The sequence below is a fragment of the Pseudomonas cerasi genome, from assembly GCF_900074915.1.
Lineage (GTDB): Bacteria > Pseudomonadota > Gammaproteobacteria > Pseudomonadales > Pseudomonadaceae > Aquipseudomonas > Aquipseudomonas cerasi.
On the sequence record NZ_LT222319.1, the window covers coordinates 304206 to 317130 of the forward strand.

Genomic DNA, 12925 nt, shown 5'->3' on the forward strand with positions numbered 1-12925 from the left:
GGGAGCGCAGCTCTGGACGCTCTGCGTCCGATCTTGATAGCGCGGTGCTACGCAGACTTGTGACGCGGAGCGTCACGAAAGGCATGCCAATGCAGAGCATTGGCACGATAGTCAAACCCGGTTGTGCCTGATGTACCGTACGTGAAGGTTTCACTGTCGGTTCCGACAGCTCGCGAGCAAGCTCGCTCCCACGCCCTCCGGGCAGAAGCCCCGTTTCCGGACTCGGCGCAAAGCGTGTCGCTAGGCCCCCGGCACCAGCCGCAAAACCCCTTCCGTATGCTCGGCCACGTCCTTCTCGCTGAAGCGCTGTGGCACGTACCCGCCGTTCACGAAAGCCTTGGCCTGATCCGAGTAGTGCTTGTCGAACGGCACGCCGCTTTGTCCCACCGGATTTATCCCCAGGCTGTGCGCCGGGTCGGCGAAGTCGATCAGGCGGCGGGTCGAGGGGCCGTAGCCGACTGGCCACGGGGCAGGACGGATGCTCGATGACAGGTTGTTCGGCACCTCATGCGTGCCCGGCGCGGCATACGGGCCGACGTTAAAGATCATGTCCAGCGGCTTCTGCGAACCCAGCGGGTGGCCTTGAGTCAAGGTATGCGCCTTGCCCCACACCCATTCATCCGGGTTGGTGCCGTACAGCGACCTCAAGTGCGAAACAGTGGCGCGCCAGGCCACCTTGACGGTGTTGGCACGGCTTTCTTCGTGGGGTGAATTGCGATTGTTCCACCACGGCGAGTCGGCATCGGCGGCCAGGCGCGGCAGCGCGGCGTCTAGGGCGCGGGTCGACAGCAGGGTTTCAAACATCGCGTCGCCCAGTTCGTCGTGAAAGGTCTCTTCAGTCAGGTCGAACAGGAACTGATTGAACAGCGTGGCACCCACCGAATTGACCGGGTAATCACCTTTCCAGCTGGCTAGTCGCTCCACGAGTGCCAGTTCGTCCGGGTCGCTGAGAGCGCTGCGCAGTACCGGAATCAATGGCCTGAGAATGCTCGGTGCATAGTCGGTCTGCGTGCCCAGTTGCAGCGCCTTGCTGGCGGCCAAGTCCCATTTGATGCTGGAGTCACTGAGTTGCCGGTTCAGCGCCTGGCCACGTTCGGCCGGGTTGTAGTAGCCGGGAATCGGCATGCCGGTCGGCGACTGCGGCTGGAAGTTGGCCGACACGATGTAGCCACGCGCCGGGTTTTCTTCGTGCGGGTTGGCGCTGAACGGGTAAAAGCCGAGCTTATCGGCCTGTGCCGTGCTGCCGTCCAGAATGAAAGTGGGGTTGACGCCCTGCGGACGGATCGGCAGTTGTGCGGCCGCCCACCAGCCGATATCGCCTTTGGCGTTGGCCCAGACGATATTGAGGCCCGGCGACTGAATCTTCTCGGCCGCGCTACGCATCTTGTCCAGCGTATCGGCGCGGTTGGTCTCATAGAAACCGTCCAGCACCGGGTTGGCGGATGCCAGAAACGACCACCACATCGCGATTGGCGTCTGGCCGGCGTTCTTGCCCATCACATTGTTGACGATCGGTCCGTGCGGCGATTCGAGCAGCGTCAGTGTGACCGGGGCCTGGCCCTTGACGGTGATTTGCTGCTCGGTGCGTTTCATGTCCACCCATTGCCCGTGGTACCAGACCTGATTCGGGTTGTCCGGGTTGGTCTTCTCGGCGATCAGATCCACGTCGTCGTTCTGAAACATGGTCAGGCTCCAGCCGAAATCCATGTTATGGCCCAGCAGCGCGAACGGGTTAAGCGCCGGAAAGTGCCCGTACAGTTCGAAACCCGGCGCCGATAGCTGCGCTTCGTACCATATCGAAGGCACCGAGAAGCGGATGTGCGGGTCGCCTGCGAGAATCGGCTTGCCGCTTTGCGTGCGGCTGCCGGAAATCACCCAGGCGTTGCTACCCTCGAATTGCGGCAGGCCAGCATCTTCAAGTGTCTTGTGACTCAACTGCGCCAGTTGATTCAGACCCTTCCAGTCGGCGTCGGCCAGTGCCGGTTTCGAGTCGAGCATGCCGTCCGGGTGCCAGTCCAGGTCGAAGACTTTCAAGTACTCCGGGCCGAGCTGGTCGCGGACGTAGGTCAGCAGTGGCTCGGTTCTGAACGCCGCAGCAAAACTGTAAGCCAGATAGCCGGCGATGCTGACCGTGTCTTGTGTGGTGAACGGCCGTCTGGGAATGCCCAGCGCGTCGAACTCCATGGGCCTTGCGTGGGTATCCTGATACTGGTTGATGCCGTCGATGTAGGCTTCCAGCGCTTTCCAGGTGGGGGTGTTCTTGTCTTGGTGTGCGACATACGCATCCGCATGTTCACGAATGCGCAGGCTGCGAAACAGCTTGTCGGTCTCGAGCAGATTCGGCCCCAGTACTTCTGCCAGCTCACCGCGTGCCAGGCGACGCAGCATTTCCATCTGGAACAGCCGGTCCTGAGCATGGGCATAGCCGAGCGCGCGGTAAAGGTCGGCTTCGTTCTCGGCGCGGATGTGCGGCACGCCACGCTCGTCGTAGCGCAGGGTGACGGGGGCCTGAAGACGGCTCATGGCGATCTCGCCGTCACGTACCGGCAGTTTGCTATTTACGTACCAGCCCGCGCCACCCGCAAGCAGGGCGAAGATGATGGCTAGAATGAAGAGGCTGCGTTTCATCCGGTTTCTCTGTAAATGGCGTAGGCGGGAATTAAGACTATCGTTGTGACGCAGTTGATTCGATGAAACCCGACACAAGAGCCCGTTCGAAACGGCTTCAGGGCGAATTCGGGCAGGTGAGCTCGCGAGCATCTCCCAGTGTGCAGACAGCAATGTGCACGTTCAATGACAGATGTCTGCGATTACAGCCGCGTAGCTTGCCATGCCGGGGCAGACAGAAGAATATCGTTACACAACTTTACGAGTCATTTGTTGAAATCTGGAAACCACATGTCCGTCACGTTCGACCCCGATAACCTGCGTGCCAGCCTGCTGCCGCTGAGCGTTATTGATCCGCTTTCCATGGAGGGACTGGCCTATCAGCGCTTCTACGGTCTTGCCGGACTGTGTGGCGAAAACGTCATACGCAGCTGGCTGGGGCGCCTCGATGTGGCGGGCTATGAGGTGGTCGGGCAGGTCTGGCTGCCTGACAATCCGGTCGCCACGCTGTTTCTGTTTCACGGCTTCTATGACCACATGGGCCTGTACCGGCATGTGATCGAGTGGGCTCTGGAGCAAGGCTTTGCCGTGATCGCCTGCGACCTGCCGGGGCATGGGCTGTCGAGCGGCAGTCGCGCCTGTATCAATGACTTCGCCGAGTACCAGTTGGTGTTGCAACGCCTGCTGCTCGAAGCTGAAGGTCTTGGGCTGCCACATCCCTGGCACCTGTGCGGACAAAGCATGGGCGGTGCCATCGTGACGGATCACCTGCTTCATCAGGGGGCAGACTCGCCCGCGCAGGGTGAGGTGATCCTGCTGGCACCGCTGGTCAGGCCGCGTGCGTGGGGCTGGTCGCGTCTGAGTTATCACCTGCTCAAACCGTTCGTGAAGGGCATTGCCCGCCGTTTCACCGAAAACTCCAATGCACCCGCGTTCCTGCCTTTTCTGATGGCCGATCCGTTACAGCCGCTGCGACTGCCCACGGCTTGGGTCGGCGCGCTGGCGCAATGGATCGTGCGTGTTGAAAGCGCGCCGCGCAGCCTGCGCAGCCCGCTGATCATTCAGGGTGAGGCGGACATGACGGTCGACTGGTCGCATAATCTGGCGATTCTGAAAGACAAATTCAGCCAACCGCAGATTCTGATGCTCGGGCATGCCCGGCATCATCTGGCCAACGAAACGCCAGAGCTGCGGGCTCGGTATTTTGATTTTCTGAAAGGGCGACTTCGTTAGACTTTTTCAGCCTTGCCGGCCTGCAGCGCCTTGACCTGTCGGCGCAGGCGATAGTTTTCAAGGGCCAGTACGACGAGCATCAGCGCCCCAAACACGGCAAAGGCGTCCTGCCCCAGAGAGCTCCAGAACAGCCAGGAGAAAAAGGCCATTACGATACCGGTGGCGAGCAAAGCCAATGAGTCTTTCATACGCTGGTGTCCATTCCTTTGACCTCAGGCGCTTGAAGGCCTGAACGGTTTTTACTGTCCGGGATTCAGGCTCGACGCACTCTGTCCGACGGCCAGCCCTGCACGAATCGCGGCAAGAGCGGCCTGGTAATAGGCTTTGCCTTCCGGCGACTCGGCGAAGGTCGAGAATTCTTCGAGCTCAGGGTCCGACAGGTCGCGATAGACGTACAGCAGCGTGTTGTTCAGGTCAGCACTCATCTGCGCCATCAGGCGCTCGCGCTGGCCTTCGAGCATGCCCTGCGCCTGTCCTCCGCCCAGCAGGCCGGGGATCATCTGGCTCAGGCTGTCGGCGGCAACGCCTGCGATGGCAAGACTGACTTCCGCGCCGGCCTCTCTGGCAGGCAGTGCCTGGGCCAGATGGCCGATCAACAACTGACGGGTCGCGTCCGCTTCGATATGCGGCAGCCCCTGGGCATGTTTGGCCAACTGATCGGCGCGGGTGGCGGTCAGCTCGGCATTGACGATCTTGCGGCCCAGCGGTGACTGGAAAAACTGCAGTGACGGGGCAGGGTCCTTGAGGCTTTCACGCAGGCGCTTCGACGCGCGCTGGTCCATGGCCTGGGGGGCGAAACGCTGATTGCTGTTGTTGACCAGCGCTTGATAAACCGCAGGCGGCAGGTTGTTGCTGTAACGCTGTTGGGCAGCCTTGAGGGCATCGTTGAAATGCGCGCGCTGTTCCGGCCAGCCTGCAGACTTGTACAACTGATCGTAGCTGTCTGCCCAGGCAGGTGAGGTGCAGAACATCAACAGCAAAACAAACAAACGACGCATTGGGGACTCCTGTCGGCAGGCCGCTATTCTCCCGGTGTTAGCGTGGATTTGTCGAGTTATGAGTGCCTTCGGTGAATGAAATCTCATGCGTTTGATACCGCATGTATAAGCCTCTGTCCGATTTCAGGGCTTATGGATACTATGCACGCCATGCGCATACCCTCTGACCACCCACTGCTGTTACGAATCGTCGACGATCTGGCCGCCAACGGCTGGTCGCAGCAGAATATTTTCCTGCCCGAAGCTCTGACTCTGGAACTTGAGCAAGAGTGCCGCAAACGTGCAGCCGAAGGCGAGCTCGAGCCTGCCGCGATCGGCAAGGGAACCGCGCTGGAAATACGCGAGGGCATTCGTGGCGACCGCATTCAGTGGCTCGAGCCGGGGCAGGTGCAGTGCTGCGACCACTATCTTGAGCTGATGGACAGTTTGCGTCAGGCGCTCAATCGCGGCCTTTTCCTCGGCCTGGAAGATTACGAAAGCCATTTTGCGCTGTATCCGCCGGGTGCCCGCTACCTCAGGCATGTGGACCGATTCCGCGATGACGACAGGCGCATGGTGTCGGCGGTGCTCTACCTCAACAACGCCTGGCTGCCCGAGCACGGCGGTCAGTTGCGCATGTACCTCAAGGACGAGGTGGCTTACGACGTTCAGCCTACGGGCGGCTGTCTGGTGGTCTTTCTGTCCGGCGAAATTCCCCATGAAGTCATGCCCGCCAGTCGTGATCGTCTGTCACTGACGGGGTGGTTCAGACGCCGGGGCAACGAGCTGTTCCAGTGACCTGCGGGCTGCGTTCATGAAAACAGTTTCATCAACGCAATGAGCCATTGGGCATGACTGCGGTCTATCGTGAGCACTCCTGAACCGACGGATTCGTCGTGTGAGGGTCGACTTACGTCAACTGCAGCCGGAGCAATCATGAAATCCCTATTTTCTGGAACGATGGTCGCCGGACTGTTGCTCAGCGCATCCATGCTGGCCAGCGCCGCCGATATACCCCGCACCGCAGCCCCTGAAGGCGCCGAGGTGTACATCATCTCGCCCAAGGACGGTGAAACGGTCACCTCACCGTTCAAGGTGCAATTCGGCCTCAAGGGTATGGGCGTCGCGCCTGCGGGTGTCGATGTGCCCGAGACCGGTCACCATCACCTGCTGATCGACGTGAAGGACCAGCCGGCGATGAATGCACCCCTGCCGGTCAGCGACAACATCCGCCACTTCGGCAAAGGCCAGACCGAAACCGAAATCAACCTGCCGCCGGGCCAGCACACCCTGCAATTGCTGATGGGCGACAAAGGCCACATGCCGCTGAACCCTTCGGTCGAGTCGAAGAAGATCACCATCAATGTGAAGTAGGGCTGTCAGTGCTTGTGTGACGCAGAGCGTCACGAACGGCATTGCCACGCTGGAGCGTGAGGAACGATTATCGCAACTATCGTGCGACGCTCTGCGTCGCATGCCTTTCTGGACGCTCTGCGTCCTCTTGCGACGCGGAGCGTCGTGAACTGCATTCCCACGCTGGAGCGTGAGGAACGATCGGTACCCGCAAGACCATCGCTCGTGCCCACACGGGGTGGGCACGGCGCTCGGATCAGAACAAAACGCGGCTGCGGATGGTGCCTTTGATCTGTTGCAGCTTGGCCTGGGCGAGGTCGGAGTATTCGGCGTCGACGTCGATGACCACGTAGCCGACTTTCTCGTTGGTCTGCAGGAACTGACCGGAGATATTGATACCGTTTTCGGCGAAGACCTTGTTGATCTCGCTGAGCACGCCCGGGATGTTTTCGTGGATGTGCAACAGGCGGTGCTTGCCAGGGTGCGCAGGCAGGGCCACTTCCGGGAAGTTGACCGAGGACACCGACGTACCGTTGTCGCTGTACTTGACCAGCTTTTCCGCCACCTCGAGACCGATGTTGGCCTGCGCTTCGGCTGTGGAACCACCGATGTGCGGCGTCAGGATCACGTTGTCCAGACCGCGCAGCGGGCTTTCGAAGATGTCGTCGTTCGAGCGCGGCTCGACCGGGAACACGTCGATGGCGGCGCCGATCAGGTGCTTGTCCTTGATAGCGTCAGCCAGTGCGTCCAGCTCGACCACCGTGCCACGCGCGGCGTTGATCAGGATGCTGCCCTTCTTCATCGCGCGGATTTCTTTTTCGCCGATCATCCACTGGGTTTCCGAGGTTTCCGGAACGTGCAGGGTGACGATATCGGACATGCCCAGCAGCTCGTTCAGGCTCGACACCTGAGTGGCGTTGCCCAGCGGCAGTTTGGTCAGCGTGTCGTAGAAGTACACCTGCATGCCCAGACCTTCGGCCAGCACCGACAGCTGCGTACCGATCGAGCCGTAACCGATGATGCCCAGCTTCTTGCCACGGATCTCGAAGGAGTTGGCCGCGCTCTTGATCCAGCCGCCACGGTGGCAGGAAGCGTTCTTCTCGGGGATACCGCGCAGCAGCAGGATGGCTTCGGCCAATACCAGTTCGGCGACCGAACGGGTATTGGAGTAGGGCGCATTGAATACTGCGATACCGCGCTCGCGTGCCGCGTTCAGGTCAACCTGGTTGGTGCCGATGCAGAAGCAGCCGACCGCAACCAGTTTCTTGGCGCAATCGAACAGCTCTTCGGTCAACTGAGTACGGGAGCGGATACCGATGAAATGGGCGTCGGCGATCTTTTCTTTCAGTTCGGCTTCCGGCAGAGACTTGGTGTGGTACTCGATGCTGGTGTAGCCGGCTGCCTTGAGGACGTCGACAGCGGATTGATGGACGCCTTCGAGAAGAAGGAACTTGATCTTGCTCTTGTCGAGGGAAGTCTTGCTCATCTGCGTAAACCTGTGTCCCGAAGAAAATTGGCAGGGGGGGGCCGGATCGGCTCTGGGCACGACTCGCGGGGGGCGTATGCTAGCATATGAGCCCCGCGAAACCTCATCCCGAACGTGAACCGTTCTCAGGATGCCCATGAATCGTTCGAGAGTTGATTCAATGACCGATCGCGTTTTGATTGATGAGCTGCAGACCCTGGTTGACCCCGGCAAGGTACTCACCGATGCCGGTTCTCTGGAAACTTACGGCAAGGACTGGACCAAGCAGTTTACCCCTGCGCCACTGGCCATCGTATTCCCCAAGACCACCGAACAGGTGCAGGCCATCGTACGCTGGGCCAATGAGCGGCTCGTGGCGCTGGTGCCTTCGGGTGGACGCACCGGGCTTTCGGCGGCCGCGGTGGCTGCCAACGGTGAAGTGGTCGTCTCGTTCGATTACATGAACCAGGTGCTGGATCTGAATCTCACCGACCGCACGGCGGTCTGTCAGCCTGGCGTGATCACCCGGCAATTACAGGCGCTGGCTGAAGAGAGCGGCCTTTATTATCCGGTCGACTTCGCTTCTTCGGGCTCCAGTCAGATCGGCGGCAATATCGGCACCAATGCGGGCGGTATCAAGGTCATTCGCTACGGCATGACGCGCAATTGGGTCGCGGGCCTCAAGGTGGTCACCGGCAAGGGCGACCTGCTGGAGCTGAACAAGGACCTGATCAAGAACGCCACCGGCTACGATTTGCGCCAGTTGTTCATCGGTGCCGAAGGTACGCTGGGCTTTGTCGTCGAAGCGACCATGCGCCTCGACCGTGCGCCGAAGAACCTCACCGCGATGGTGCTGGGCACCTCGGACTTCAACTCGATCATGCCGGTGCTGCATGCCTTTCACGGCAAGCTCGACCTGACCGCCTTCGAATTCTTCTCGGACAAATCCTTCGCCCGGGTCATGGCGCGCGGAGATGTGCCGTCGCCTTTCGACACGCCATGCCCGTTCTATGTGTTGCTGGAGTTCGAAGCGACCACCGACGACCTGGCCGATCAGGCCCTGGCGACCTTCGAGCACTGCGTCGAGCAGGGTTGGGTGCTGGACGGCGTGATGAGCCAGAGCGAACAGCAATTACGCAACCTGTGGAAGCTACGCGAGTACATCTCCGAAACCATCTCGCACTTCACACCGTACAAAAACGATATCTCGGTCACTGTCTCGAAAGTGCCGGAGTTTCTGGCTGAAATCGACGCGATCGTTGCCGAACACTACCCAGACTTCGAAGTGCTCTGGTACGGCCACATTGGCGACGGCAACCTGCACCTGAACATCCTCAAGCCTGAGGGCCTCGACAAGGACGAGTTCTTCGTCAAATGTGCCCGGGTCAACAAGTGGGTGTTCGAGACCGTCGAAAAGTACAACGGCTCGATTTCGGCCGAGCATGGCGTCGGGATGACCAAACGTGACTATTTAACGTACAGTCGCTCGCCGGTCGAAATCGAATACATGAAGGCGTTGAAAGCGGTGTTCGATCCCAACGGGATCATGAATCCCGGCAAAATCTTCGCCGTTTGATCCGTCGCAACCATTTGATCCGTCGCAACAATAAGCAGGCTGCCTCTTACAGCCTCAGGAGACGTCATGAGCTACCAGCACAAATATGTCGATGGCACCAACATTCACTTCCCGCTGGGTAAAGTGGTCTGCATCGGGCGTAACTACGCCGAACACGCCAAGGAACTGGGCAACGCGGTGCCTACCGAGCCGCTGCTGTTCATGAAACCCGGCAGCGCGGTGGTTGCGCTGGAGGGTGGCTTCACTATCCCGGCAGACCGCGGTTCGGTGCATTACGAAGCCGAGATCGTGGTGTTGATCGGCAAGCCCCTGAGCAAGAACCCTTCGCGCGAAGAAGTGCTGGACGCGATCAGCGGCTTTGCGCCCGGCCTGGACCTGACGTTGCGTGATGTCCAGTCGCGTCTGCGTGAGAAAGGCCTGCCGTGGGAGCTGGCCAAGTGTTTCGACGGCGCTGCGGTGATTCCGCCGTTCGTGCCCGCCGAGACCTTCCCTGACCTGGAGGACATCGGTATCCGCCTGACCCTCAATGGCAAGGTGGTTCAAGACGGCAACAGCAACATGATGCTCAACCCGATCGTGCCGATGATCCAGCACATGGCAGCCAACTTCTCGCTGCAGGCCGGCGACCTGATCATGACCGGCACGCCTGCCGGTGTCGGGCCGTTCGAAGCCGGCGACCAGATCGCGCTGGAACTGGTCGGGCGGACGCCGTTCGAGAGCGTCGTCAGGTAATCCGACAGCATCTTCAAGCTGCACCCAAAGCCACGCGGGATCACTCCCGGGTGGCTTTTGTCTGTGGAGTGACTGATAGTTCAGCCGATTTTGCGTTTTTTTCACACCTGTTCTGGATAATCCGGCCGTCCCTGCAAGGGCACCACGTCGTCATGAAGTCTCATTTGCTCAGGAACACATGAATGGCCAGTACTGCCGCAACGCCGCCTCGTAACAAAAAACGCTTCGCTTACTTACGCAACATGCGCTGGTACTCGTGGTTGTTAGTGGTTGCCTTGCTGGGCTATGGGCTGGCCTTCATCATGCATTGGGATGATCGCGCGCTGCTCTGGTTTCAGGAGCGGTTCGAGAGCAAGGCAGGTCGTCACGCCAGTATCTGGCTGCCGGACTACCATGTGGATATCGACGCAAAGGTGCTGCCGGGCATGGAAAAGGACGAGGCGTCGGACCTGTCCTATAACCCGGTCACCAAAACGCTGTTTGCGGTCATGGGCAAAAATGCGTTTCTGGTGGAGCTGACGCTCACGGGCGATGTACTGCGCAAGATCCCGCTGGTGGGCTGGAGCAATCCGGAAGGTGTTGCCGTCATGAACGATGGCCTGATTGCGATCACTGACGAGCGCCAGCACAAGCTGACCATCGTTAAAGTGAACGCTGACACCACCACCCTGAACATCGCGGATTTCCCCCAGTACGAACTGGGCAAGTCCGCCAACCAGAACAAGGGCTTCGAAGGTATCGCCTGGGACCCGCAGCGTCAGCAGCTGATACTGGGCGAGGAGCGACCTCCCGCGCTGTACACCTGGAAAAGTGATGGCAGTGACGTGCTGAAAGGCGACAAGCAACCGCTGTCGAGTCGCTCGCTGGACATGCGCAATCTGTCGTCATTGAGCATCGACCCGCGCACCGGCCACATGCTCGCGCTGTCTGCCGATTCGCACTTGTTGCTGGAAGTCGACGAGCAAGGCGAGCAGGTAAGCTTCATGACCCTGCTGGGCGGCATGAACGGTTTGAAGGACACAATTCCGCGCGCAGAAGGCGTGGCCCTTGATGAGGCCGGTACGCTGTACATGGTCAGCGAACCGAACCTGTTCTATTCGTTTCACCGGGCGCTTCACAAGCACTGAGCCAGGACGGCAACTACACAGGTCGCCGATACACATTCGGCAAAAATATAGCACCATGCCATTAAGCTTGCTTTCAGGATGGCATGGTATCAATCCCGTCCGCTCAATCTGTCCGAGTCACCCTTGATGCGTCGCTCTACTCGCTCTTTAGTCCTGCTTCTGGCCCTTGTACCCCTGATCGTTGTGTTCGTGATCGCCAATCAGCGATACCGCTATGTTGAAAGTGCCCTGTTCGACTGGCAGGTGTTCTGGCAGTCCGACTCGCTTCAGTCCATTGGCCTGGATCAGTACCGCGTCGTCACCGAAGCGCAGGTGATCGACGGGCTGCAGGATGATGTCTCGGGCCTGAGCTACGACCCGGACCGCAAGAGCCTGTTTACGGTGACCAACCAGAACCCCGAACTGGTCGAGCTGAGCCTGGACGGTCGTGTGCTGCGGCGCATTCCGCTGGTCGGGTTCGGTGATGCCGAGGCTGTCGAATACATCAGCCCGGGCACTTATGTGATCAGCGATGAGCGCCGGCTCCGGCTGATTCAGATTCACGTCGATGACAACACCAAAAGTCTGGACGCCGCCCAGGCAGAACAATTGACGCTGGGCATCACCGCCAGTGGCAACAAGGGCTATGAAGGGCTGGCCTATGATTCGGTCGGCAAGCGCCTGTTTGTCGCCCGCGAGCGTGATCCGGTGCAGATCATCGAAGTGCGCGGCTTTCCCAGGACCAACTCCGAGGCTCCCGGCAATCTGCAGGTCATCTCCAACAGCAAGCGCGACGGCCGACTGTCGGTTCGTGACCTCTCCAGCCTGCAATTCGATGAAACCAGCGGCCATTTGCTGGCGTTGTCCGATGAGTCAAAGCGCATTCTTGAACTCGACACCAGCGGTCATCCGATTGGCAGCGGCTCGCTGGCAAAAGGGGCGATGGGGCTGAGCAAGGACGTGCCGCAGGCTGAAGGGATGGCTATGGACGGAGAGGGCGCGCTGTATCTGGTGAGCGAGCCGAACCTGTTTTACGTGTTCCGCAAGCCTTGAGCCTGTGAGGGTCATGCCCACCTTGCGTGGGCACGACCGGTTTTATCAGCGCGTCAGGGTTTTCACGCCTTCGGTGGTGCCCAGCAGCAACAGGTCGGCCGGACGGGCGGCGAACAGGCCATTGGTGACCACGCCGACGATGGCGTTGATCTGTGCTTCCAGCTCCACCGGATTGGTGATGCTCATGTTGTGCACATCAATGATGATATTGCCGTTGTCGGTTAGAACACCTTCGCGATAAACCGGGTCGCCGCCCAGTTTTACCAGTTGTCGCGCAACGTGGCTGCGGGCCATCGGAATGACTTCGACCGGCAGCGGGAACGCTCCCAGCACCGGCACCAGCTTGCTGCCGTCGGCGATGCAGATGAAGGTCTTGGCCACGGCCGCGACGATTTTCTCGCGAGTCAGTGCCGCGCCGCCGCCCTTGATCAGGTTCAGGTGCTCGTCGCTTTCGTCGGCTCCGTCGACATAGAACTCCAGGTCGCTGACCGTGTTCAGCTCATAGACCGGAATGCCATGCGCCTTCAGGCGCGCCGCAGTGGCTTGCGAGCTGGCGACGGCGCCGTCAAAGGCGGCCTTGTGCTTTGCCAGTGCGTCGATGAAGCAATTGGCTGTGGAGCCGGTGCCGACGCCCACAATGCTTTTGTCATCGAGCTTCGGAAGGATGAAGTCGACAGCTGCCTGAGCGACTGCCTGTTTGAGTTGATCCTGGGTCATGCGGGCTCCACGGTGCCTGATGTAGGTAGAAGAGGGGGATGCAAAAAAGGCCCGCATTATAGCGGCGACTGCGCCGCAAAGCCCTGTCATTCGTATGGTCGTCTTT

At 59.9% G+C, this 12925-nt stretch carries 12 protein-coding genes; 7 read left to right on the top strand and 5 right to left on the bottom strand.

The annotated features are described in order from the left end of the window. Positions 1–240: 240 nt before the first annotated feature. On the bottom strand, positions 241–2628 hold the full coding sequence (locus tag PCPL58_RS03885; RefSeq protein ID WP_065348854.1) for a penicillin acylase family protein: 2388 nt from the start codon (positions 2626–2628) through the stop codon (positions 241–243). Positions 2629–2898: 270 nt separating this feature from the next. On the opposite strand from PCPL58_RS03885, the gene bipL reads away from it, so the two are divergent. Next, the gene (bipL, locus tag PCPL58_RS03890; protein WP_003372156.1) at positions 2899–3840 is read left to right on the top strand and encodes a phospholipase BipL; all 942 of its coding nucleotides are present in this window, start codon (positions 2899–2901) and stop codon (positions 3838–3840) included. On the opposite strand, the gene PCPL58_RS03895 is transcribed toward bipL, so the two are convergent. Continuing rightward, positions 3837–4028 carry a hypothetical protein gene (locus PCPL58_RS03895; RefSeq protein WP_003372153.1) on the bottom strand — a complete coding sequence of 64 codons (192 nt, stop codon included), beginning with the start codon at positions 4026–4028 and terminating at the stop codon, positions 3837–3839. The genes bipL and PCPL58_RS03895 overlap by 4 nt on opposite strands. Positions 4029–4079: 51 nt before the next feature. Next, positions 4080–4838, bottom strand: coding sequence for a DUF2059 domain-containing protein (locus PCPL58_RS03900; protein WP_003372151.1), 759 nt, complete (start codon positions 4836–4838; stop codon positions 4080–4082). A gap of 141 nt (positions 4839–4979) precedes the next feature. Here PCPL58_RS03900 and PCPL58_RS03905 point away from each other — a divergent pair, with 141 nt between their 5' ends. Beyond that, positions 4980–5615 (top strand): 2OG-Fe(II) oxygenase, encoded by a 636-nt coding sequence (locus PCPL58_RS03905; protein WP_003372149.1) that lies wholly within the window; start codon positions 4980–4982, stop codon positions 5613–5615. 138 nt (positions 5616–5753) lie between these two features. After that, positions 5754–6191 (top strand): DUF4399 domain-containing protein, encoded by a 438-nt coding sequence (locus PCPL58_RS03910; RefSeq protein WP_011269266.1) that lies wholly within the window; start codon positions 5754–5756, stop codon positions 6189–6191. Between the two features lie 235 nt (positions 6192–6426). Here the strand turns inward: PCPL58_RS03910 and serA are convergent, their stop codons facing one another. Continuing rightward, positions 6427–7656, bottom strand: a complete 1230-nt coding sequence (serA, locus tag PCPL58_RS03915) for a phosphoglycerate dehydrogenase (RefSeq protein ID WP_002555754.1) — start codon at positions 7654–7656, stop codon at positions 6427–6429. A 160-nt stretch (positions 7657–7816) separates the two neighbouring features. On the opposite strand from serA, the gene PCPL58_RS03920 reads away from it, so the two are divergent. The 4 genes from PCPL58_RS03920 to PCPL58_RS03935 all read left to right on the top strand — a co-directional run bounded on the left by PCPL58_RS03920 (position 7817) and on the right by PCPL58_RS03935 (position 12102). Continuing rightward, on the top strand, positions 7817–9211 hold the full coding sequence (locus PCPL58_RS03920) for an FAD-binding oxidoreductase (RefSeq protein ID WP_003372145.1): 1395 nt from the start codon (positions 7817–7819) through the stop codon (positions 9209–9211). 66 nt (positions 9212–9277) lie between these two features. Further along, entirely contained in the window at positions 9278–9943 is a 666-nt protein-coding gene (locus tag PCPL58_RS03925) for a fumarylacetoacetate hydrolase family protein (protein WP_065348855.1), read from the top strand. 182 nt (positions 9944–10125) lie between these two features. After that, the gene (locus tag PCPL58_RS03930; protein WP_003372142.1) at positions 10126–11070 is read left to right on the top strand and encodes an SdiA-regulated domain-containing protein; all 945 of its coding nucleotides are present in this window, start codon (positions 10126–10128) and stop codon (positions 11068–11070) included. Positions 11071–11196: 126 nt separating this feature from the next. Further along, positions 11197–12102, top strand: coding sequence for an SdiA-regulated domain-containing protein (locus PCPL58_RS03935; protein ID WP_057453657.1), 906 nt, complete (start codon positions 11197–11199; stop codon positions 12100–12102). Between the two features lie 45 nt (positions 12103–12147). Here PCPL58_RS03935 and rpiA read toward each other — a convergent pair whose 3' ends face one another. Beyond that, on the bottom strand, positions 12148–12819 hold the full coding sequence (rpiA, locus tag PCPL58_RS03940) for a ribose-5-phosphate isomerase RpiA (protein WP_003343875.1): 672 nt from the start codon (positions 12817–12819) through the stop codon (positions 12148–12150). Positions 12820–12925 lie beyond the last annotated feature (106 nt).

Coding starts and splice junctions, on each gene's coding strand:
- PCPL58_RS03920 (WP_003372145.1), top strand. CDS start 7,817: ATGACCGATCGCGTTTTGATTGATGAGCTGCAGACCCTGGTTGACCCC.
- serA (WP_002555754.1), bottom strand. CDS start 7,656: ATGAGCAAGACTTCCCTCGACAAGAGCAAGATCAAGTTCCTTCTTCTC.
- PCPL58_RS03925 (WP_065348855.1), top strand. CDS start 9,278: ATGAGCTACCAGCACAAATATGTCGATGGCACCAACATTCACTTCCCG.
- PCPL58_RS03935 (WP_057453657.1), top strand. CDS start 11,197: ATGCGTCGCTCTACTCGCTCTTTAGTCCTGCTTCTGGCCCTTGTACCC.
- PCPL58_RS03885 (WP_065348854.1), bottom strand. CDS start 2,628: ATGAAACGCAGCCTCTTCATTCTAGCCATCATCTTCGCCCTGCTTGCG.
- PCPL58_RS03895 (WP_003372153.1), bottom strand. CDS start 4,028: ATGAAAGACTCATTGGCTTTGCTCGCCACCGGTATCGTAATGGCCTTT.
- rpiA (WP_003343875.1), bottom strand. CDS start 12,819: ATGACCCAGGATCAACTCAAACAGGCAGTCGCTCAGGCAGCTGTCGAC.
- PCPL58_RS03910 (WP_011269266.1), top strand. CDS start 5,754: ATGAAATCCCTATTTTCTGGAACGATGGTCGCCGGACTGTTGCTCAGC.
- PCPL58_RS03900 (WP_003372151.1), bottom strand. CDS start 4,838: ATGCGTCGTTTGTTTGTTTTGCTGTTGATGTTCTGCACCTCACCTGCC.
- bipL (WP_003372156.1), top strand. CDS start 2,899: ATGTCCGTCACGTTCGACCCCGATAACCTGCGTGCCAGCCTGCTGCCG.
- PCPL58_RS03930 (WP_003372142.1), top strand. CDS start 10,126: ATGGCCAGTACTGCCGCAACGCCGCCTCGTAACAAAAAACGCTTCGCT.
- PCPL58_RS03905 (WP_003372149.1), top strand. CDS start 4,980: ATGCACGCCATGCGCATACCCTCTGACCACCCACTGCTGTTACGAATC.